Below are 22,981 nucleotides of genomic sequence, written 5' to 3'. Positions count from 1 at the left end.
CAATCGCGGGTAAACCCCCACAGTGACCGCGTCGTACACAGAACCTGCGGCTGGCCGAGCAACCTGTGGGAGCTCGCTTGCCAGCGATTGCAGTAGTGGCCTCAGCATCGCAATCGCGGGTAAACCCGCTTGTATGGTGTGAGACTTGAAGGGAGGAGGAGGGACATAACTCGCTTCTGACTGTCGCGAGCAGTACAGACCGTGGGAGAAATCACCCCTCCTCCTTTCAACACCCCAAGCGCCGATAAGGAATGCCTCGTTTGCAAGCGACGATAGATGCAAGCCTGCGCCAGGGTGTGCCCTTCAAGTCGCGTCACGCTACAGAGAGCAGTTAGTAATGGCAATGCCCGTAGTACCCTTCGAAGCTGGTGTAGATGTCGCCAAAGATGAATTGGTGATTCAAAGCGGTCCAGACACCAAGCCCTTCGCCATCCCCAACACTCCGAAATCGATCAAGACCTGGCTCAAGACAGTGCCCAAGGGATCCGCCTTGGCCATCGAGGCAACCAGCTCCTATCACATGGAGCTTGCCGAGCAGGCTCATGGTGCGGGCCTGAGCGTTTATGTCGTCGATGGTCTCAGGCTGAGCCGGTACCGTGACAGCCTCGGAGTGCGAGCGAAGACTGACGCCAATGACGCCACCTTGCTCGCTCGCTTTCTGAACAGGGAGCGCGCGTCACTGAAGGTATGGATACCGGCACCGCCCGGTCACCGCGAGCTTCAGATGCTGCTGCGACGCCGCGCCAAGATCGTGGAAATGCGCGGCATGATGCGAATGAGCTTGTCGGGAGAAAAGCTGTTCGAGGAAGAACTTGGGATCCTCGAAAAGACGTTCAAACGGCTTGAGCGATTGTTCGAAATGCGTTTGCACGAGGTCGTCAAAGAAGCGGGACTCAAGGATCAGTTACGTCGTCTTCGCCAATTGCCAGGTGTTGGTTTTCTCACAGCTGCTGGTTTGGTGATGTCGTTCATGCGCGGTGAGTTCGCCAACAGCGATGCGTTTGTCGCGTACTTGGGAATGGACGTGATAACGGCTCAGTCCGGCAAGTGGGTCGGTCGAGGAAGGCTGAGCAAGCGTGGGGACTCGGAGGTTCGCAGGCTGCTGCACAATGCGGCGATGAGCGGTAGTCGAACCCAGACCTGGAAGCAGTTTTACGCGCACCATCTGGAGCGCGGCAAGAAGACCACTCAGGCGCTGGTAATCCTCTCGCGGAAGCTGGCGCGACTGGCGTATGGCTTGATGAAGAGCCAAACGGACTGGAAACCGCAGGTCTATACCGGAGGTGCAAAACCAGTCGGCTGACTGGAACTGCTGCACAGTACAGCGATTAAACCTCTGAAACAGCCATACACCTGGGAGCATCCTCACAGGTGCGATAACTCACGACTGTAGAAAATGGAGAGGCCAGAAAAGGCCGTCGGCAAAAAATTGCCTCCGGCCATAGAATCTCCCACAGTGACCGCGTCGAACACAAAACCTGCGGCTGGCCGAGCAACCTGTGGGAGCTGGCTTGCCAGCGATTGCAGTAGTGGCCTCAGCATCGCAATCGCGGGTAAACCCCCACAGTGACCGCGTCGTACACAGAACCTGCGGCTGGCCGAGCAACCTGTGGGAGCTGGCTTGCCAGCGATTGCAGTAGTGGCCTCAGCATCGCAATCGCGGGTAAACCCGCTCCCACAGTGACCGCGTCGAACACAGAACCTGCGGCTGGCCGAGCAACCTGTGAGAGCTGGCTTGCCAGCGATTGCAGTAGTGGCCTCAGCATCGCAATCGCGGGTAAACCCCCACAGTGACCGCGTCGAACACAAAACCTGCGGCTGGCCGAGTAACCTGTGGGAGCGGGTTCACCCGCGATTGCGATAGCGGCTTCACTACCGCAATCGCTGGCAAGCCAGCTCCCACAGTGTCCGCGTCGTGTCCGGCAGCGCAGGTTGGGTGCGCTGCCGGACTTGCGGCCCTGAGGTCATTCCACAATCGAATGAACCACCCTCACCCCATCCACTGTCGGCCGGTTGATGAACAGGCAATCGAGCAACGGACTGTCCGACTGCAACTGCGCATTCCAGTTGGCCGAACGATGGATGTAGCGGCGCCGCAACAAGGCCATCTCTTCAGTCTCCAGCCCGCGCCCGGCCAGCAGTTTCTCCGCGATGCCCTGCAATGCCTCGGGCAATCCCTGCTCGGGTGCAGTCAGCGGGACGCCAGCGCGCCGCGCCAGTTCGTGCATCATCCACAGGTAAACCCACGACAGATCGGCCGAGACCTCCCGCTCACCCTCGATCCACACCCGCACGCGCTTTTCCCGCTGGATATCGCGCTTGGGCACAAACGGCTGGTCGACGGTCTGGCTTTGCAGGCGCACGCCAAGCCCCAGCGCCGCCCATTCCTCCTGGCGCCGCTGCAGACACTGGCTCGCCTGCTGCCAGGCCCTGGTGCTTTCCAGTGGCACGTGGGCCCACTCGATGCTGCTGAACGGGCGCTCCAGCACCGCATGCTCCACGCCGTCCCGATAGCCGCCGCCGATATCGCAGTGATCCCCCGGCACGACCCGGTCATCCGGCCCGGCCACCAGAGGGAAGTTCAGCCGTCGCTCGTCCGCAGCCACCAGGTGCACCACCCGCCGTGCCTGGCCGGCACGCAAGCCCAGGCGCAACCCGTCGAAATCGGCATTGGCCGCGCTGAAATTGCCCTTGAGCGGGGCAATGATGCTGGCAACGGTATCGAACAGACCGATGAAGTTCACGCTCAGCGGAATGTCGCCGCAGGCACTGCGCAGTCCCTGCAGATCATTACCGAGGTGACGTGCGGCCGCCGCGCCGCGGCTGAAACCGAACAGATCGAGCTTGATGTGCGAGACCGCCACCGTCGGGTTGTCCACCAAAAAACCCTGCAGCAGCGCTTCGACCTGCCTGGGCACCTGCGCCACCCGCGCCGCCACGCCGGAGGCGCCGCGTCCGGTGGCCTGGTCGATCAGGGCATCGGCTTCGCCACGCCGGGTGCCGATACCCTCGATGTACAGCGCCAGCGCAGCCTGCCGGGCGTCACCGGCGAGCTGCTGGCAGTGCGGATAAAGGGCATACAACCGCGCCACATTGCTCTTGCCCAGGGCATAGCTGCCGGCGCCACCCTGCTCGCTGTTGTGCAGGTTCATGCCGGTGCCGTCGAAAAACAGGCCGAGGTGAAGGGTGATGTCGCGGGTACGGGGAGGGAGTGTCGGATTCATGACGGTTCCTGTGTCGTGAGAACAAGGAACCGATCGGATCACCCCGCGAAATCGCGGGGTATAAGGGAAATCGACTCAACGCGTACGAATCGGCTGAAGCTCAGGCCAACAATTCCTGAATCTGCTCGCGCAGGCTATCCAGGTCGAAAGGCTTGGCCAGGATCGGCGCGCGGAAGGCGATCGGGCTGCCGGACTCGCGGATTTCCGCCGGGTAGCCGCTGATGAAGATGACCTTGAGGTCCGGTCGCAGCTTGACCGCCGGCTCGGCGATATCCACGCCGGAAATTCCGCCGGGCAGGCGGAAGTCCGTAACCATCAGGTCCAGGTGCGGCTTGCTGGCGAGGATCTCGAACGCCTGGGCACCGTCTTCGGCGAGCAGGACGCGGTAGCCCTCGCCCGAGAGGTAATCATTGAGGACCATACGGATAACCGGCTCGTCTTCGACGACCAGTACTACATCTTGCGCATCTACGCTCATGCCAACGCCTTGATTCTATTCATTCGGGTGATGATGACCATACAGACCCCGGGCTTACGCAGAGGTTGCTTCGGAGCGACCACTTTCATTCTTTCGTTCATGCATATCGCATACCAGCGGTAAGTGGACGCGGAACGTTGCCCCTTCGCCCTCGGCACTGCTCACTGAAATCCGCCCGCCATGGGCCAGGACGATCTGCTCGGAGATATACAGCCCCAGGCCCAGCCCGGCGACGCTGTGGTTGGACGCCACGCGCTCGAACTGCTGGAAGATCCGTTGCTGGTTCTGCGGGCTGATGCCGATGCCCTGGTCGCGCACTTCCACGCAGGCCATGCCGTCATCCTCCAGTACCCGCACCTGCACCGGCCGTTTCGCCCCGTAACGCAGGGCGTTACTCAGCAGGTTGGCGATCACCTGTTCGATACGGAACTCATCCCATGTTCCTTCCAGTACGCCGCTGCCCTCCAGCTCGATGACCGAGCCGGCCGCCGCAGCCTGGGCGGCGAAGTTTTCCACCAGGCGCCCGGCCAGTTGCCCGAGGTCGAAGCGTGATGGGCTGATGGACAGCTTGCCGGTGCGGATCCGCGAGACATCGAGCATGTCCTCGATCAGGCGGATGAGGCTGTTGATCTGGCGCTCGTCGCGCTCGACCATGGCGCGCATCTTGTCCAGGGTGAAGGCATCGGCGTTGTCCCGGGCCAGGTGCAGCTTGCGCAGCTGGGTTTCCAGGATCAGCCCGTTGAGCGGCGTGCGCACCTCATGGGAAACGATGGACATGAAGTCGTCGCGCATGCGCACCGCCCGCTCCAGTTCGCCGCGGGCCACCTGCAACTGCTCGAGCAATTGCTGCTGTTCCTGCTGGCTGCGCGCCAAGGCCTGGACCTGATGGTCGAGGGCCTTGCGCTGGCGATACAGCTCGACGAAGACCTTGACCTTGCTCTTCACTGCCAGGGTGTCCAGCGGCTTGTGCAGGAAATCCACCGCGCCGCTCTCATAGCCCTTGAACGCATAATTCATCTCGCGCCCGGCGGCGCTGACGAAAACGATCGGAATGTGCTTGGTCTTCTCCATCCCGCGCATCAGTTCGGCCAGCTCGAAACCGTTCATGCCGGGCATCTGCACATCGAGAATGGCCAGGGCAAATTCGTGCTCCAGCAGCAGCGACAGGGCCTGGTCGGCGGAGCCCGCCTGGTAGACCGCACGATCATCCGCCTTGATCAGCGCTTCGAGCGCCAGCAGGTTCTCCGGAAGATCGTCGACGATCAGCAGTTTGGCTTGGATGTGGCTCAGCATTCTTGTGATTCCAGCTTGGCGAGCAAATGCCCGATGCCATTCAAAGGGAGTATGTGGTCAGGCCGATGCAGGGCCAGCGCAGCCGCCGGCATGGCCGAGACCTGGGCCTGGGCCGGGTCCTGGACGATGCTCAGACCACCGTACTCACTGATTCGTGCCAGACCGGCGGCACCATCTTCATTGGCCCCGGTCAGCAGCACCCCGGCCAGCGCCGCCCCGTAGCAGTCGGAGGCGGACTCGAAGAGCACGTCGATCGATGGCCGGGAGTAGTGCACGCGGTCTTCCTGGCTCAGGGACAGGCTGCGGTCACGCTCCACCGACAGGTGATAACCGGGCCCGGCGACATAGATCATGCCCGGCTCGATGCTCTCCTTGTCCCGCGCCTCGCGCACCGGCCGCCCCAGCTTGCGCGAGAACACCTCGGCGAGCTGACTTTCGTGGTCGTCCGGCAGGTGCAGCACGCAGATCAGCGGGATGGCAAAGTCCTTCGGCAGGCAGGCCATCACCGAGAGCAGCGCGGCGACCCCGCCGGCCGAAGCGCCCATGACGATCGCATCGATGCGCTTCATAGCTTGCGGTAGATCCGCTCGGGCTTGACCAGCGGCTCGAAGCGGTTGGCATAGGCGGAGAAGTCCAGGGTCTCCTTGCTGCCCAGGACCAGGAAGCCGCGGTGGCACAGGGACTCGTGGAACAACCCGAAGGAGCGGTCCTGCAGGCCCTTGTTGAAATAGATCAGCACGTTGCGGCACGACACCAGCTGGGTCTCGGAGAACACGCTGTCGGTGGCCAGGCTGTGGTCGGCGAAGGTCACGTTCTCGCGCAGGCTGCCGTCCATGATGGCGTTGCCGTAGGCGCAGGTGTAGTAGCTGGCGAACTCCCGGGTGCCACCGGCGGCCTGGTAGTTGCGCTCGTAGTTGCGCATGGCGTCCATGCTGTAGATGCCCTGCTTGGCCTTCTCCAGGGAGTTGGGGTTGATGTCGGTGGCGTAGATGATGGTGCGCTCCAGCAGGCCTTCCTCACGCAGCAGGATGGCCATGGAATACACCTCTTCGCCGGTGCTGCAGCCGGCGATCCAGATCTTGATCGACGGCCAGGTCTTCAGGTGCGGCACCACCTCCCGGCGCAGAGCGAGGAAGTGGCTGGGGTCGCGAAACATCTCGCTGACCGGAATGGTCAGGTACTGCAGCAACTGCATGAAGATGCCCGGGTCATGCAGCACCTTTTCCTGCAGCCCGGTGACCGTGGCGCAGTCGAACTGGCGCACGGCATGCAGGATGCGGCGCTTGATCGAAGCGCCGGAGTAGTCGCGGAAATCGTAGCTGTACTTGAGGTAGATGGCCTCGATCAGCAGTCGGATCTCGATGTCGGTATTGCGTTCGCTATTCAAATTCGCTCCAGTTGCGGCAGCCACACGCGGATCAGGGAGAACAGCCGGTCGAGGTCGATCGGCTTGGCCAGGTAGTCATTGGCCCCGGCCTGCAGGCAGCGTTCCTGATCGTCTTTCATTGCCTTGGCGGTGACGGCGATGATCGGCAGCTTGCGCCAGCGCGGATCCTTGCGGATCAGGCGGGTCGCCTCGAAGCCATCCATCTCCGGCATCATCACGTCCATCAGCACCAGGTCGATATCACTGCCCTGCTCCAGGCGCTCGATGGATTCGCGGCCATTGCGCGCGATCTCCACCAGGGCGCCCTTGTGCTCCAGGGCACTGGTCAGGGCGAAGATGTTGCGCACATCGTCGTCCACCAGGAGGATCTTGCGCCCCTCGAAGACCTTGTCGCGGCTGCGCGCGGTGCGCAGCATGCGTTGCCTTTCATGGGACAGCGTCGATTCGACTTTGTGCAGGAACAGTGTCACTTCATCCAGCAGGCGCTCCGGCGAGCGTGCGCCCTTGATGATGATCGAGCGGGAATACTTGAGCAGCTCGGCCTCTTCGTCGCGGCTCAGGTTGCGCCCGGTATAGACGATCACCGGCGGGAAGGACTGGATCTCGTCCACGGTCATGCGCTTGAGCAGCTCGTTGCCCGGCATGTCCGGCAGCTTGAAGTCGATCACCATGCAGTCGTAGACATGGGCCTTGAGCAGGTCCAGGGCTTGCTGGGCGGTGCCCACGGCGGTGATCTGCACGTCATCGTCACCGATCAGGCGGGCGATGCTCTCGCGCTGCAGGTCGTCGTCCTCGACCAGGAGGATGTGCTTGAGCTTCTGGGTCAGCTTTTCTTCCAGGCGGGCGAAGACGGTCTTCAGTTCCTCGCGGCTGGTGGGCTTGACCACATAACCCACGGCGCCCATGTGCAGGGCGGTCTCGATACGGTCCTCGACGGAAATCACGTGCACCGGGATATGCCGGGTGGCGGCCTGTTCTTTAAGGCGCTGGAGCACGGTCAGGCCGGAATGGTCGGGCAGGCGCATGTCCAGCAGGATGGCATCCGGGACGAAGCGCTCGGCCAGCTCGAATCCGTCGTCGGCGGCACGCGCCACCAGGCAGTTGTAGCCCAGCTCGTGGGCCAGGTCGAAGAGGATGCGGGCGAAGTTCGGCTCGTCCTCGATTACCAGGATGCAGCGCTGGCTGAACGGCGCCTTGTGCCGGTCATCCTCGAAGGCCAGGCGGCGCACCGGGCCTTCGGCCAGGGGCACGCTTGGCACTTCCGGCAGTGCTGCCGGCAGGCTTTGCGCCAGCGGCTGCGGACGGCTGAGGGTGGACGGCTGCAACTGGTCGACGATCGGCTCGTAGCTTTCCGGCAGGCTCAGGCTGAACACGCTGCCCTGGCCCGGCGCGCTCTGCACCTGGATCTCGCCACCGAGCAGGCGGGCCAGGTCACGGGAAATCGACAGGCCCAGGCCAGTGCCGCCGTAACGGCGGTTGGTGGTGCCATCGGCCTGGTGGAAGGCCTCGAAGATCGCCTCCTGCTGGTCGGCGGCGATGCCAATGCCGCTGTCACGCACCAGGAACACGATACCGCCGCCTGCCTGCGGGGCCAGGGTCAGGCTGACCTGGCCTTGCTCGGTGAACTTCAGTGCGTTGGACAGCAGGTTCTTGAGGATCTGCTCAAGACGCTGGCGGTCGGTGTAGAGGGTCGCCGGGACCTGTGGCTCGACGCTGACGCCGAAGCTCAGGCCCTTGTCCGCCGCCAGCGGCTCGAACAGCCCGCGCAGGCCATCGGCCAGGCGCGCCACCTGCAGCGTTTCGGCGCGCACATCGAGCTTGCCGGCTTCGACCTTGGCGATATCGAGAATGTCGTTGATCAGGCTGAGCAGGTCGTTGCCCGCGGAATAGATCGACTCGGCGAACTTGACCTGTTCGTCGCTGAGATTGTCCTGCGGGTTTTCCGCCAGCAGCTTGGCCAGGATCAGCGTGCTGTTGAGCGGCGTACGCAGTTCATGGGACATGTTGGCGAGGAATTCGGATTTGTACTTGCTCGAGCGCTGCAGTTCCTCGGCGCGCTGTTGCAACTGCACCTGGGCCTCGTTGAGCTCGGTGTTCTTGACATCCAGGGCATCACGCTGGGAAGCCAGGGCGTCGGTGCGTTCGGCCAGTTGCTCGTTGGTCTGCTCCAGCTCGGCGCGCTGGGTTTCCAGATGGGCCTGGGACTCCTTGAGCACCCGCGACTGCTCCTCCAGTTCCTCGTTGGCGGTCTTCAGTTCTTCCTGCTGGACCTGCAGTTCTTCGTTGAGCTGCTGGGTCTGGGCCAGGACTTCCTGCAGGCGCTGGCGGTAGCGGGCACTTTCGATGGAGGTACCGAGGTTGCCGGCGACCCGCTCCAGCAGCTCACCGTCACGTGCGCTCAGGGGACGCAGGAAGCCCAGTTCAAGGACGCCGTTGATCTGCCCGTCATTGGTCGCCGGCATCAGCATCACGCTGCGCGGCAGGCCTTCGCCCAGGCCCGAGCTGACCTTGAAGTAGTCTTCCGGCACCTCTTCCAGGGTCAGCAGGCGATTCTGTGCCAGGGCCTGGCCGACCAGGCCCTCGTGGGGGCTGATGACCTGGTCGCGGGCATCCTGCTCGCGGGAGAAGCCGTAGCTGGCGACCCGATGCAGGTTGTCGTGCTCGTCGCGCACATAGAGGGCGGCAACCACGCTACCGAGGTAGTTGGAGAAAAACTGCAGGATGTTGTGGCCGAGGGTCGGCAGGGTCTGCTGGCCCAGGACCTGCTGTGCCAGCTGGTTCTGCCCGTTGCGGATCCAGCCCTGCTGCTCCAGGCGCTCGGTGGAGCGCTCCTGGGCCTCGATATTGGCCTGGTAGCTGCGCGACAGGTTAAGCAGGTCGCGGCGCCCGACCCAGGCCAGCAGGCCGCTGACCACGATGACGAACAGCAGGTACAGGGAAATCGACACCCAGGTGGTGGTGCTCACGGTTTCGTTGCGCTTGGCCCGCAGTTGCTGCTCCAGCCCGACGAAGTCCTCGTATTCCTTGCGGATCTGGTCGGTCAGGCGCTTGCCGCGGCCGGCCTGGATATCGGAGCGGTAATCGCCGCTGGTGCGCCGGGCCTCGATCATCTCCCGGCCAAAGTCGTTCCATTCGGCCTGCAGAGCATCCAGGCGGGTCAGGCGATCGAGCTGGATCGGGTTGTCCGCCACCAGTTCGCGCAAGGTCTGCATCTGTGCGGCGATGCGTGGCTTGGCCAGCTCATAGGGGTCGAGGAAGTGCGCTTCGCCGGTCAGCAGGTAACCGCGCATGCCGGTTTCCTTGTCGATCGACAGCTTGAGCGACTCGTTGGCGTTGTTGATCACCCGGTCGGTGTGGCCGACCCACTGGATCACCGACAGCAGGTACGCAATCACGGCGATGAACACCACGGCACTCAGCAGCCCCACTCCCAGGGGCAGGCTGATATTGCGCACCAGCAGCTTCTGGAAGCGCTGCTGGTCGATAGGGTTTGACTGATTCATCTGTTGGTCCATGCGGCAGAGTGTGGCGATTGTTTTTTTGGCTTATGGATCAGGCGGGTGGTGCCTGACTGACGCTGATGTCCCAGTCTATCCGTCTTCGCGGCTGTTCGCAGGGCACAAAGCCAGTATTTGAGGCATGACGTTTGGATTCGTTCCGTGCATTATCGCGCCCCGCTATGCTCATCGTCGTCGATGCCGGGAACTTCCGGCGGCGCGCTGCTTACAGAGTGAGTAACAATCATTGCCGCAGGAGTTACCCATGCCCGCCACCGCCCCACTTCTGGTCGTTGAAGACGACAACATCGTGCGCATGCTGATGGTCGACGTCCTTGAGGAACTGGGATACGAGGTCAGGGAGGCCGAGGACGCGGAACAAGCCCTGGAATTGCTTGGCAATCCGGACCAGCATTTCGCCCTGATGCTCACCGACGTCGGCCTGCCGGGCATCGACGGCAAGGAACTGGCCCGCCAGACCCGGGAACTGCGGCCAATGCTGCCGATCCTGTTCGCCAGCGGGTATGGGCAGAGCATCGATGTGCCGGAGGGGATGCATATGATCAGCAAGCCGTTCGGGATCGATCAGCTCAGGGACAAGATGAAGGCCATTCTGGGCTAGAGCCTCACTTTCAAGGCGAGCTTGGCCCCCTGTGGGAGCTGGCTTGCCAGCGATGAGGCCGGCACTGACAAAGAGGTTGTCAGGCCGGGCCAAATCGCTGGCAAGCCAGCTCCCACAGGTTCATTTGCCCGCCCGGAAGTTCCTGGCCAGGCACCCCGACACCATCCACCTGTCTTCATTCTGAAATGTGACCAACGGGTCACCGCTTATTCCATCCCTCTCCTACACTCCTCAATCCTGCCTGTCGTCCGCCTGCAAGCATCTCCCGAAAAAGTTTGAACCTTGTGGGAACCCGGCCAGTCAGGAATTCAAGCAGGTCATCGTTTCCGGCGTTCCCGGACGCAACCGGCTCATCCCTACACTTCGTCACCTCGTCAACGGCAGGAGCGCCGGTTGGCGCAGCGCTTGCACGGACCACAGGGAAGCAACACCGCTCGCAGAGAAAGAGAGAACAGATACAGGCATCGCATTCGGGCGAATCGCCCAAAGCACAAGGGACGGAGAGAAGTTAAATGATCAGTGCCGCTGTCGAACCGCATTTCAATCCAGACAACAGCGCCCCCGTGGGCAACGAGATCGTCGATACCGGCGGCCTTGGCTTCGTCGGCGACAACAGGCAGAACCGGCACAAACGCAAAGTCTTGTTCGTTACCTCGGAAATCGCCGACCTGGTCAAGACCGGCGGCCTCGGCGACGTCTCCGCCGCCCTGCCCCGGGCCCTGCGCCACCTGCACGATGTTCGCGTGCTGATCCCCGGTTACCCGCAAGTGATGGACAGCGACTACCCGATCCATGTGGTCGGCGAACTCGGTGGCCATGCCGCCCTGCCTCCCTGCCAGATCGGCCGCATGGACCTGCCTGACGGCCTGGTCATCTACGTGCTGATCTGCCCTGAGCTGTACCAGCGCGAAGGCACCCCCTACGGCGCCAACAACGGTCGCGACTGGCCCGACAACCACATCCGCTTCGCCCGCCTGGGCCTGGCCGCCGCGGAAATCGCCGCCGGCGAAGGCATGGTCCACTGGACCCCGGAACTGATCCACGCCCATGACTGGCCCGCGGGCCTGGCCCCGGCCTACATGCACTGGCGCGGCTTGAACACGCCGACCCTGTTCACCATCCACAACCTCGCCTACCAGGGCGTGCACAGCCTGGCCTGCACCCCGGAGCTGGCCATCCCCGAACATGCCCTGCAACAGGAAGGCATGGAGTTCTACGGCAAGCTGTCGTTCCTCAAGGCCGGCCTGGCCTACTCCAGCCATATCACCACGGTCAGCGCCACCTACGCCGAGGAAATCACCACCCCGGCGTTCGGCTGCGGCCTTGACGGTTTCCTCGCCAGCAAGGCCCAGCAAGGCCTGTTGAGCGGCATTCCCAATGGCATCGACGAGAGCTGGAACTCGGCCACCGACAGCCATCTGCAACACAACTTCGGCCTGAACGACTGGGAAGGCAAGGCGGCCAACGCCACACAGGTGCGCGAGCTGTTCGGCCTGGAGCCGTCCACCGGCCCGCTGTTCGCCGTGGTGTCGCGCCTGGTGTACCAGAAAGGCCTGGACCTGACCCTGGGCGTGGCCGAGTACATCGTCCAGCAAGGCGGCCAGCTCGCGGTGATCGGCCGTGGTGAGCCGGAAGAGGAACAGGCCATGCGCGAACTGGCCCTGCGCTTCCCCGGCCGGATCGGCGTGCGCATCGGTTTCAACGAGACCGATGCACGGCGCATGTTCGCCGGCAGTGACTTCCTGCTGATGCCGTCGCGCTACGAGCCCTGCGGCCTGAGCCAGATGTATGCGCAGCGCTTCGGCTCGCTGCCGATCGCCCGCAATACCGGCGGGCTGGCGGACACCATCGAGAACGGGGTGACCGGCTTCCTCTTCGACGAATCCACCGTGGACAGCTACCGCGAAGCGCTGAGCCGGGCCTTCTACGTGTTCGAGAAGAAAAACCTGCTCAACGCCATGCGCTGCCTGGCCATGACCCAACCCTTCAACTGGTGCCAGGCGGTGGAACCGTACGCCCGGCTGTACGAGGACCTGGTCGTTCGCGCCGCTTGCGTGCGGGGGTGATCCATGGCGGCACTGCCCCTGCGCTTCACCCATGGCGCGCTGGTCGAAGACGGCCAGCGCACCTGTTTTTCCCTGTGGGCGCCTGACGCCCGTACTGTCGAACTGGAGCTGGACGGCGCTACCTTCGCCATGGCCCCCGAGGCCGATGGCTGGTTCCGTCTTCATCGGCGCTGCCCGCAGGGCGCGCTGTACCGCTATCGCATCGATGGCGAGCTGTCGGTGCCTGATCCGGCCTCGCGTTTCCAGCCCCAGGGCGTGCATGGCCCGAGCCAGGTGGTGGCGCCGCAGCGTTACCCCTGGCGCAACACCGAGTGGCGCGGCCGGCCATGGACCGAGGCGGTCATCCAGGAAGTGCATGTCGGCCTGCTCGGCGGCTATGCCGGGGTCATGCGCGAACTGCCGCGCCTGGCCGAACTGGGCATCACCGCCATCGAACTGATGCCGATCCACCAGTTTCCCGGCGAGCGCAACTGGGGCTACGACGGCGTGCTGCCGTTCGCCCCGCAGCATAGTTACGGCACGCCGGACGAACTGATGGCGCTGATCGACCAGGCCCATGGCCTGGGGCTGATGGTCATGCTCGATGTGGTCTACAACCACTTCGGCCCGGACGGCAACTACCTGCACCGCTATGCCGAGCGCTTCTTTCGCGAGGACAAGCACACGCCCTGGGGCGCGGCGATCGACTTCCGCCGCGCGGAAGTGCGCGACTTCTTTATCGAAAACGCCCTGATGTGGCTGAGCGACTACCGCTTCGACGGCCTGCGCCTGGACGCCGTGCATGCCATCGAGGACCCGGACTTCCTCCGCGCCCTGTCCAGTGCGGTGCGCCAGCATTGCGGCGAGAACCGCCATTGCTGGCTGGTGCTGGAGAACGAGGCGAACCAGGCCAGCCTGCTGGAGAGCGCTTTCGACGGGCAATGGAACGACGACGGCCACAACACCCTGCACGTCATGCTCACCGGCGAAAAGGAAGGCTATTACGCCGACTTCCAGGAGCCGACAGCGCGTCTGGCCCGCTGCCTGGGCGAAGGCTTCGTCTACCAGGGCGAAACCAGCCACCACGGCACGCCCCGGGGCGAACCCAGCGCGCACCTGCCGCCGACCGCGTTCGTGCTGTTCCTGCAGAACCACGACCAGACCGGCAACCGCGCCCTCGGCGAGCGCCTGCCGGCCCTGTGTTCGCCCCAGGCCCTGCGTGCAGCAACCACCCTCCTCCTGCTGTCACCGATGATCCCGCTGCTGTTCATGGGCGATGAATGGGCCAGCGAGTCGCCATTCCTGTTCTTCACCGATCACCACGATGAGCTGGCCGACGCCGTGCGCAACGGTCGCCGTGCCGAGTTCAAGGGCTTCGCTGCCTTCGCCGACCCCGAGCAACGCGCACGCATTCCCGACCCCAACGCCGTGCAGACCTTCCTCGACTCACGCCCCAAGCGCAACGCCCACAGCGCCAGTTGGGAGGACTTCTACCGCCACCTGCTAGAGCTGCGCCGCCAGCACCTCGTCCCCCACCTCGCCGGCACCCGTGCCCTCGGTGCCGAAGTGCTCGGCGACAGGGCAGTCAGCGCCCGCTGGCAACTGGGCGATGGCCGCGAACTGCGCATCGACCTCAACCTCGGCCCGGACCCGGTGCAGTCGCACCTGCCGGACACCCATCAACCGCTGTTCAACTGCACTGAAGCAGTGCATCAACCCGGCACGCTGCCCCCGTACAGCGCCCTGGTCAGTCTGAATTCCCACGCCGCAGCGGAGCCTGCCCCATGAGTGACCTGCAATTGCACCATCTGGCCCGACGCGCTGGCGTCGCCGTGGACTGGATCGACGCCAACGGCCGTGCACAACAGGTCAGCGAAGCCAATCTGCGCCGGGTACTCGGCGCCCTTGGCCACCCTGCCGACGACGCAGACAGCATCGCCAGCAGCCTGGCCGCGCTGGAAGAGGCCGAAGACGAGCAACACTTGCCGCCTTTGCTGACGGTGGATATCGACACAACCCTGGACCTGTCGCGCTGGTTCGACGGCGGCAGCCTGGTGCACGCCGCCCTCGAGGACGGCAGCGAACAGGCCCTGCGCCTGGACCCCAAGGGCAAGCTGCCGGGCGGCCTGCCCCTCGGCTATCACCGCCTGAATATCAATGGCCAGGGCTTCACCGTCGCCGTGGCGCCGCTGCGCTGCTTCACCCTGGCTGACGCAAAACACCAGGCCACGGCCCGGGCCTGGGGCATGAGCGCCCAGCTCTACAGCCTGCGCCGCCCCGGCGATGGCGGCTTCGGCGACTGCCAGGCCCTAGAAGCCCTGGCCCGCAGTGCTGCCGAGCGCGGCGCCGACGCCCTGGCGATCAGCCCGATGCATGCGATGTTCGCCAACAATGCCCACACCTTCAGCCCTTATTCGCCGTCCAGCCGGCTGTTCTTCAATGCCCTGTATGCCAGCCCGGAACTGCTGCTAGGCGAGCGCGTGGTGCGGGTCGCCAAGGAATCCCTCGAACAGCCTTTCGACGAACTGGAGCAGTTGCCACTGATCGACTGGCCGCTGGCCGCAGCCGCCAAGCAGAAACTGCTGCGCGCCCTGTACCGCGACTTCAGCCGGGGCGAGCATCCGCTGCGCGAGGATTTCGACAGTTTCCGCAAGGCCGGTGGCCAGGCCCTGGAAGATCACTGTCGCTACGAAGCCCTGCTCGATGCCGCCGCCAGCCGTGGCGTGACCGCCGACTGGCGCAACTGGCATGACGGCTGGCGCGACCCGGGCAGCCTTGAAGTGGCGCAGTTCGCCGAGAACTACCCCGCTGCCATCGAGTACTACGTGTTCTGTCAATGGCTGGTGACCCGCGGCCTGCAACGGGTTCAGCAAGCCGCGCGCGGCCAGGGCATGGCCGTGGGCCTGATCGCCGACCTCGCCGTGGGTGCCGATGGCGCCGGCAGCCAGGCCTGGGCCCGCCAGGACGAACTGCTGGCCGAGGTGCACGTCGGTGCCCCGCCAGACATCCTCAACCGCGCCGGGCAGAACTGGGGCATCACCGCCTTCTCGCCGCAAGGCCTGAAGCGCAACGGTTTCCGCGCCTTCATCGAGATGCTGCGGGCCAACCTCGCCCATGCCGGCGGCCTGCGCATCGACCATGTGATGGGCCTGTACCGCCTGTGGCTGATCCCGGCCGGGGCGACCGCGCCAGAAGGCGCCTACCTGCATTACCCGATCGACGACCTGTTGCGCCTGCTGGCCCTAGAGTCGGTGCGCAACCGCGCGATCATCCTCGGTGAAGACCTCGGCACAGTGCCCGAGGGCCTGCGGGAAAAGCTCGCGGCGCGGGGCATCCTCGGCATGCGTGTGCTGCTGTTCGAACAGGATCCGCCCGGGCGCTTCAAGCCGATCCTCGACTGGCCGGACAGCGCCCTGGCCACCACCAGCACCCACGACCTGCCGCCCCTGGCCGGCTGGCTGGCGTCGCGGGATATCGACTGGAACCAGCGCCTGAAACTGATCGACGCCATTACCGAACGGGACTGGCGGGAAACCCGACAAACCGAAATCAAGGGACTGCGCCAATTGCTGGAAAGCAACTATCACCACCCGCTCAACGATGCCGACGCCGTGATCGACGCCAGCGTGCGCCTGCTCGGCCATACCCGCGCGCCCCTGGTGCTGCTGCCGCTGGAGGACCTGCTCGGGGTAGATGAACAACCCAACCTGCCCGGGACCATCGACGGCCATCCCAACTGGCAGCGGCGCTTCGCCGCCCCGGCCCGCGAGCTGCTCGACGATGTCGATGCCGCACGGCGCCTGGAACTGCTCGCGCAATCCCGCGAGCAAGCCTGGGAGCGCGACCAATGAAAGCCATGACCGCGACCCTGCGCCTGCAATTCCACGCCGGTTTCACTCTCGATGATGCGGTGCCGCTGGTGCCCTACTTCGCCCGCCTCGGTATCAGCCATGTGTACGCCTCGCCGCTGCTGGAGGCCCGCCCCGGCTCGATGCATGGTTACGACGTGGTCGATCCGACCAAGGTCAGCCCGGAGCTGGGTGGCGAGGCGGCACTGGAGCGTCTGGTGGCCGCTTTGCGCCAGCACGGCATGGGCCTGCTGCTGGACATCGTCTCCAACCATATGGCCGTCGGCGGTGAACATAATCGCTGGTGGCAGGACCTGCTGGCCTGGGGCCGACGCAGCCGCTACGCCGAATTCTTCGATATCCAGTGGCACTCGCCGGACCCGCTGCTCGAAGGCCAGTTACTCCTGCCCTTCCTTGCCGACGACTACGGCAAGGTCCTGCAGGACGGCGCCGCGCCGCTGCGCTTCGACGCCGCCAGCGGGCATTTCCTGGTGCATCACCATGACCACCGCTTCCCCATCAGCCCGCCGGACTACGCCCTGATCCTCGCCGGCAGCCAGCTGACCGACCTGCGCGACCTGGCCGGGCGCTTCGCCGCCTGCAAGGATGCCGACGAGGCCGAGCCGCTGCTGCGGGTGCTCGCCAGCCTGGCCTGCCATGCCCAGCACGCGGTGGATATCGAGCGTCTGCTGGAAGGCTTCAATTCGCGCAATGAAGAGGGTTTCAAGCGCCTGCACGCCCTGCTGGAGCGCCAGCACTACCGCCTGGCCAGCTGGCGCACCGCGGCGGACGATATCAACTGGCGGCGCTTCTTCGACGTCAACGAACTGGGCGGGCTGCGGGTGGAAAAGCCGGCGGTGTTCGAGGCGACCCACGGCGAGCTGTTCGAGCTGATCGGCCGAGGGCTGGTGGACGGGCTGCGTATCGACCATATCGACGGCCTCGCCGATCCGCGTGGCTACTGCCGCAAGCTGCGTCGGCGGACTACCGCGCTGCTCGCCGAGCGGCCGCTGAATGCCGCGCTGGAGCACCTGCCGATCTATGTCGAGAAGATCCTCGGCCCCGGCGAAAGCCTGCACCGCGACTGGCAGGTGGATGGGACCACCGGTTACGAATTCATGAACCAGGTCTCGCTGCTGCAACACGATCCGGCCGGTGAGGCCGCGCTGACCGAGTTGTGGCATGACCTCAGTGAGCGCCCGGCGTTTGCCGACGAGATCCGCCAAGCCCGCCAACTGGTGCTGCAAGGCACGCTTGCCGGCGACTTCGAATCGGTGGCCCAGGCTTTGTTGCAGGTGGCGCGCAACGATGTGATGAGCCGCGACCTGACCCTCGGCGCGATCCGCCGTGCGCTGCAGGCGCTGGTCGAGCACTATCCGGTCTATCGCACCTATATCAACGCCTGTGGCCGTCCTGCCGAAGATGAAGCGTTCTTCCAGCAGGCCCTGGAACAAGCCCGTATCAGCCTCGGCGATGCCGACGCCAACGTGCTTGACTACCTGCAACGCTGGCTCGGCGGCGAGCGCTGGCGCAGCCTGCCGCCGGGCCGTGCGCGCAAGCAGTTGCGCCATGCCTGCGTGCGCTTCCAGCAACTGACCTCGCCCACCGCTGCCAAGGCCGTGGAAGACACCACTTTCTATCGCTCGGCGGTGCTGCTGTCGCGCAACGATGTCGGCTTCGATGCCGAGCGTTTCAGCGCGCCGCCCTCGGCCTTCCACGCCAGTTGCCAGCAACGCCTGGCCGCATTCCCGGACAACCTGCTGGCCACCGCCACCCACGACCACAAGCGTGGCGAGGACATGCGTGCCCGGCTGGCGGTGATCAGCGAGCGTCCCGACTGGTACGCCCAGCGCATCGAGCATTGGCGCGAACTGGCCGAGCCACTGCGCCAGGACCTGGCGGACGGCACCGCACCCAGCGCCGGCGATGAACTTATGCTCTACCAGACCCTGCTCGGTAGTTGGCCGCTGGACCTTGGTCCGGACGACGACCTGGGCCTGCGCGCCTACGCCGAGCGCCTGCGCCAGTGGCAGGTCAAGGCGCTGCGCGAGGCCAAGTTGCGCAGCAGCTGGAGCGCCAGCAACGAGCCTTACGAGACGGCCTGCGCGGCCTTCCTCGACGCCATCCTGCTGGACCGCCAATGCCAGCAACTGCGTCACTCCATCGCCGAAGCCGCCCTTGCCCTGGCCTGCCCCGGTGCGCTGAACAGCCTGGTACAGACGCTCTTGCGCATGACCGCCCCGGGCATCCCGGACCTGTACCAGGGCGCCGAGTTCTGGGACTTCAGCCTGGTCGACCCAGACAACCGCCGCCCGGTGGACTTCCCGGCGCGCCGCGAGGCCCTGGCCGAAGAGCTGCCGGTCGCCGAACTGCTTGGCCAATGGCGCGACGGCCGCATCAAGCAGGCGCTGATCGGCCAGGTGCTGGAGCGCCGCCAGCGCTTCCCCGAGCTGTTCCTGCGCGGCGACTACGTGCCGCTGCAGGTGCTCGGCAAACATGCCCAGCGGGTGCTGGCCTTCGCCCGTATCCACGATGACCAGCACGCGGTGGTCATCGTCCCGCGCCTGGCGGCCGGCCTGCTTGGCGGACAGGCGCAACCGCTGATCCCGGCGCAGAACTGGGACGACACGCGGGTGCTGTTGCCGTTCGACCTGCCCACTGCCAACTGCTCGGGACTTTTCGAACAGAGCGCAGTCACACACAACAGAGAGCTGTGGCTGAGCAGCGCGCTGGAACACCTTCCCGTGAATCTCTTTATCGATCACATCGAGTCATCAGGAGCCTAGCCATGAGTGTCGAGGAAAAACGCATACGCGAATTCGCGTACCAGATCTGGGAATCGGAAGGCAAACCCGAAGGCCAGGAATCACGCCACTGGGACATGGCACGCAAGCTGGCCGAGGCCGAGGCCCTGGCGCCGCAGGCCAAGTCCGCCAGCAAGACAGCGAGCAAGCCCAAGGCCGCCGCCAAACCCAAGGCCGCGCCTGCCGCGACCCTCGGCAGCAAGCCTCCCGCGGCCAAGCCGGCCGCCGTGAAAAAGCCTCGCGCGCCGAAGAAACCTGCCCCGCTCTAAGCCCGGCACCACCACTGTATTTCCGCCACACGCGACAGCCCTCGGGCTGTCGTGCAGGCCTCCTGTACCCCTAAGAACGCTTCAGGTGACCCATGAGCCGTAAAGAAGAAACCGCAGAAACCGTACACACCGAACCCTCGCGCATCCGGGAAGGCCTGCCCTTCCCGCTGGGTGCGACCTGGGATGGCCTGGGGGTCAACTTCGCCATTTTCTCGGCCAATGCCACCAAGGTGGAACTGTGCCTGTTCGACGCCAGCGGCGAGACCGAGATCGAGCGCATCGAACTGCCCGAGTACACCGACGAGATCTTCCACGGCTACCTGCCCGACGCCCATCCGGGGCTGATCTACGGCTACCGGGTGCATGGTCCGTACGAGCCGCAGAACGGCCATCGCTTCAACCCCAACAAGCTGCTGATCGATCCCTATGCCAAGCAACTGGTGGGTCAGCTGAAATGGTCGGAAGCGCTGTTCGGCTACACCATCGGGCATCCGGACGGCGACCTCAGCTTCGACGAGCGCGACAGCGCGCCCTACGTGCCCAAATGCAAGGTGATCGACCCGGCCTACACCTGGGGCCGCGACCGCCGCGTCGGCACACCGTGGGAAAAGACCATCGTCTACGAAGCCCATGTGCGCGGCATCAGCATGCGTCACCCGTCGGTGCCTGACGCGGCCCGCGGCACCTTCGCCGGCCTGATGAACGACGACCTGCTCGGGCATATCAAGGACCTTGGCGTCACCGCCATCGAACTGCTGCCGATCCACGCCTTCGTCAACGACCAGCACCTGCTGCAAAAGGGCCTGAACAACTACTGGGGCTACAACAGCATCGCCTTCTTCGCCCCGCACCCGCGCTACCTGGCCAAGGGCAAGATCGCCGAGTTCAAGGAAATGGTCGCGCACCTGCACGACGCCGGCCTGGAAGTGATTCTCGACGTGGTCTACAACCACACCGCCGAGGGCAACGAGCTGGGCCCGACCCTGTCCATGCGCGGCATCGACAACGCCTCCTACTACCGCCTGATGCCGGACGACAAGCGCTACTACATCAACGACTCCGGCACCGGCAACACTCTCGACCTCAGCCACCCGTGCGTGCTGCAACTGGTCACCGACTCACTGCGCTACTGGGCTGGCGAGATGCACGTGGACGGCTTCCGCTTCGACCTGGCGACCATTCTCGGGCGTTACCACGAGGGCTTCGACGAGCGTCACAGCTTCCTCGTCGCCTGCCGCCAGGACCCGCTGCTGCGCCAGGTCAAACTGATCGCCGAGCCCTGGGACTGCGGCCCGGGCGGCTACCAGGTCGGCAATTTCGCCCCGGGCTGGGCGGAATGGAACGACCGCTTCCGCGACACCGTGCGCGCCTTCTGGAAAGGCGACGAAGGCCAGTTGGCCGACTTCGCCGCGCGCCTGACCGCCTCGGGCGAGATGTTCAACCGTCGTGGCCGTCGCCCGTATGCCTCGGTCAACTTCATCACCGCCCATGACGGCTTCACCTTGCGTGACCTGGTCTCGTACAACGACAAGCACAACGAGGACAACGACGAAAACAACCAGGACGGCAGCAACAACAACCTGTCGTGGAACCACGGTGCCGAAGGCCCGACGGACGACCCGGAAATCAACGCCCTGCGCCTGCGCCAGATGCGCAACCTGTTCGCCACGTTGCTGCTGGCCCAGGGCACGCCGATGATCGTCGCGGGTGACGAATTCAGCCGCACCCAGCACGGCAACAACAACGCCTACTGCCAGGACAGCGAGATCGGCTGGATCAACTGGGACCTGGACGAGGACGGCGCCGAGCTGATGACCTTCGTCAAGCGCCTGACCCGCTTGCGTCGCAACTACCCGATCCTGCGCCGGGCGCGCTTCCTGGTGGGTGATTACAACGAAGCGATCGGGGTCAAGGACGTCACCTGGCTGGCGCCGGATGCCAATGAAATGAGTGTGGAGCAGTGGGAGGATGGCAATGGCCGCTGCCTGGGCATGCTCATGGATGGGCGGGCGCAGGTCAGCGGGATTCTCAAGCCGGGGGCGGATGCCACCTTGCTGCTGATCGTCAATGCGCACCATGACACCGTGCCGTTCACCTTGCCCGAGGTACCGCAGGGTGAGTATTGGAGTGCGCTGATCGACACCGACCAGCCGAAGCGGCGCAAGTCGCCGAAGCTGGAGTTTGGTGGGCAGTATGAGGTGACGGGGCGCAGCCTGGTGCTGTTGGAGCTGGTGCGGGACGAGGAGGCCTGATCCGACCTCGCGGCTAACAGAGAACCCTGTGGGAGCTGGCTTGCCAGCGATGAGGCCGGCACTGACAACATCTTTGTCAGTGCCGGCCTCATCGCTATATGGCTATCTACACATCTCGGCTTGATGGCCGACGCGGTCCAGGTAGGAGCGTGGTTTGCCCGCGAAGGGCCGCAAAGCGGCCCCAAAACCATCCACCTCAGTGTGTCAGGCAGGACGCAGACTCAGGTTTTGCGACGGCTTCGCCGCCGTTCGCGAGCAAGCTCGCTCCCACAGGTCCTATGTAAATCAACAGGTCACGATTTGTTCTATGAACGGGTCGGTATCGTGCTTTAGAAGTGCATCGATTCCCGCGCCAGCTGGGCGCAGCCGTCGGCATTGAGGGCCACCTTGCGCTGGCCCAGCTTGCGGAACTGCTCATGGTGCGGTCCTCGACTCCAAATCCATATCAGCAGGCCACTCGACCTTCGGCGCCAGCAGCATGGCGACGTTGCACCACAGCACATCGTTATGGTCCCGAGGTGGCCCCGGCGGCGGCAGCGCGTCGGGGCCTTGTTGCATGTAGGTGCAGACGTAGGCCCAAGCGTGTTCGTCTGCTCCCATGGCAGTCAGGGGGAAGCGGTCGATGACTTGGTTGGTACCGGGCTTGACGATGGACAGTTCGACGCCGAACTGGATGATGGCGCCGCCCTGGGCGGTGAAGTGGGTTCTTCTCCAGCGTTCGGCTCGGACTTGTGACCAGTCGTAGGCAACGGGCACTACCCGCCACTTCTCGAAGGGATTCCACCAGCGGTATTTGAAGTTGTAGGCGTAGAGGCGTTGGCGGGCGCGGTTGAAGCGGAGTGGCAAATCGCGGGGAGAGTTCGCATCAACTTTCACGCAAAAGAACAGAGACCAGACACCAACGAGAACTCCGAGAACGAATAGTCCCCACAACTCAAAACCCACGGTCTGCTCAATTGAAAAAAAATCCGCCAACAGAGTGACCAGATATATGCACATCACTGGCGCAAACCAAATCACCACCCCCCTGATGAGGGCCGAGGCACGGGGTAGCTCCAGCAAAACCTCATCCTGATAGTTAGGCGTATCAAACCCAAGGCTCGAGGCAATGACTGGTAATTCGTAGGGGCCAGGCCAATGTCATCAACTTTGGAAATTATCCATAAATATCATATAATTAGCGCTCAAATCAGTGCATGGGAGAAGCCCTTTTGACTACCTATACCGCATCGCTTGACACCGCCAGCCAAACCCTGGCTTGA

15 protein-coding genes are annotated in these 22,981 nt (G+C 64.3%); 8 read left to right on the top strand and 7 right to left on the bottom strand.

All coding sequences use genetic code 11. From position 1 onward, the window contains the following. Positions 1–337 precede the first annotated feature (337 nt). Positions 338–1,303: an IS110 family transposase gene (locus PSEMO_RS25420; protein WP_075805719.1), complete on the top strand. Its 966-nt coding sequence runs from the start codon at positions 338–340 to the stop codon at positions 1,301–1,303. 661 nt (positions 1,304–1,964) lie between these two features. On the opposite strand, the gene PSEMO_RS25415 is transcribed toward PSEMO_RS25420, so the two are convergent. From PSEMO_RS25415 to PSEMO_RS25390, 6 genes are all read right to left on the bottom strand, one after another. After that, a complete protein-coding gene (locus PSEMO_RS25415) occupies positions 1,965–3,224 on the bottom strand; it encodes a T6SS phospholipase effector Tle1-like catalytic domain-containing protein (protein ID WP_075805718.1) in 1,260 nt (419 codons plus the stop codon). 100 nt (positions 3,225–3,324) lie between these two features. Continuing rightward, the gene (locus tag PSEMO_RS25410; RefSeq protein ID WP_075805717.1) at positions 3,325–3,702 is read right to left on the bottom strand and encodes a response regulator; all 378 of its coding nucleotides are present in this window, start codon (positions 3,700–3,702) and stop codon (positions 3,325–3,327) included. Between the two features lie 54 nt (positions 3,703–3,756). Then, entirely contained in the window at positions 3,757–4,995 is a 1,239-nt protein-coding gene (locus PSEMO_RS25405) for a hybrid sensor histidine kinase/response regulator (RefSeq protein ID WP_075805716.1), read from the bottom strand. Next, positions 4,989–5,564 (bottom strand): chemotaxis protein CheB, encoded by a 576-nt coding sequence (locus tag PSEMO_RS25400; RefSeq protein WP_075805715.1) that lies wholly within the window; start codon positions 5,562–5,564, stop codon positions 4,989–4,991. Before PSEMO_RS25400 ends, PSEMO_RS25405 begins: the two co-directional genes overlap by 7 nt. Next, a complete protein-coding gene (locus tag PSEMO_RS25395) occupies positions 5,561–6,382 on the bottom strand; it encodes a CheR family methyltransferase (protein WP_075805714.1) in 822 nt (273 codons plus the stop codon). Before PSEMO_RS25395 ends, PSEMO_RS25400 begins: the two co-directional genes overlap by 4 nt. Further along, positions 6,379–9,885 carry a response regulator gene (locus PSEMO_RS25390; protein WP_075805713.1) on the bottom strand — a complete coding sequence of 1,169 codons (3,507 nt, stop codon included), beginning with the start codon at positions 9,883–9,885 and terminating at the stop codon, positions 6,379–6,381. The genes PSEMO_RS25395 and PSEMO_RS25390 overlap by 4 nt, the downstream gene beginning before the upstream one ends. A gap of 259 nt (positions 9,886–10,144) precedes the next feature. Between PSEMO_RS25390 and PSEMO_RS25385 the strand changes: the two genes are divergently transcribed. The 7 genes from PSEMO_RS25385 (at position 10,145) to glgX (ending at position 21,719) form a co-directional block, all read left to right on the top strand. Then, positions 10,145–10,501 (top strand): response regulator, encoded by a 357-nt coding sequence (locus tag PSEMO_RS25385; RefSeq protein WP_075805712.1) that lies wholly within the window; start codon positions 10,145–10,147, stop codon positions 10,499–10,501. Between the two features lie 512 nt (positions 10,502–11,013). After that, positions 11,014–12,567, top strand: a complete 1,554-nt coding sequence (gene glgA, locus PSEMO_RS25380) for a glycogen synthase GlgA (protein ID WP_075805711.1) — start codon at positions 11,014–11,016, stop codon at positions 12,565–12,567. A 3-nt stretch (positions 12,568–12,570) separates the two neighbouring features. Continuing rightward, positions 12,571–14,334 (top strand): malto-oligosyltrehalose trehalohydrolase, encoded by a 1,764-nt coding sequence (treZ, locus tag PSEMO_RS25375; protein WP_075805710.1) that lies wholly within the window; start codon positions 12,571–12,573, stop codon positions 14,332–14,334. Continuing rightward, positions 14,331–16,397: a 4-alpha-glucanotransferase gene (malQ, locus tag PSEMO_RS25370; protein ID WP_075805709.1), complete on the top strand. Its 2,067-nt coding sequence runs from the start codon at positions 14,331–14,333 to the stop codon at positions 16,395–16,397. Before treZ ends, malQ begins: the two co-directional genes overlap by 4 nt. After that, complete coding sequence (locus PSEMO_RS25365; RefSeq protein ID WP_075805708.1) at positions 16,394–19,180, top strand: malto-oligosyltrehalose synthase; 2,787 nt, start codon at positions 16,394–16,396, stop codon at positions 19,178–19,180. Before malQ ends, PSEMO_RS25365 begins: the two co-directional genes overlap by 4 nt. A gap of 2 nt (positions 19,181–19,182) precedes the next feature. Then, complete coding sequence (locus PSEMO_RS25360) at positions 19,183–19,467, top strand: DUF2934 domain-containing protein (RefSeq protein WP_075805707.1); 285 nt, start codon at positions 19,183–19,185, stop codon at positions 19,465–19,467. A 92-nt stretch (positions 19,468–19,559) separates the two neighbouring features. Further along, positions 19,560–21,719 (top strand): glycogen debranching protein GlgX, encoded by a 2,160-nt coding sequence (glgX, locus tag PSEMO_RS25355; protein WP_075805706.1) that lies wholly within the window; start codon positions 19,560–19,562, stop codon positions 21,717–21,719. A gap of 414 nt (positions 21,720–22,133) precedes the next feature. Here glgX and PSEMO_RS25350 read toward each other — a convergent pair whose 3' ends face one another. After that, on the bottom strand, positions 22,134–22,781 hold the full coding sequence (locus PSEMO_RS25350) for a DUF6708 domain-containing protein (RefSeq protein WP_256721209.1): 648 nt from the start codon (positions 22,779–22,781) through the stop codon (positions 22,134–22,136). Positions 22,782–22,981 lie beyond the last annotated feature (200 nt).

Origin of the sequence: Pseudomonas putida, from assembly GCF_001941965.1 — a bacterium.
GTDB lineage: Bacteria > Pseudomonadota > Gammaproteobacteria > Pseudomonadales > Pseudomonadaceae > Aquipseudomonas > Aquipseudomonas putida_L.
The sequence above is the reverse complement of the archived record's forward strand: the minus strand, read 5'-3'. Positions and strand labels throughout refer to the sequence as shown.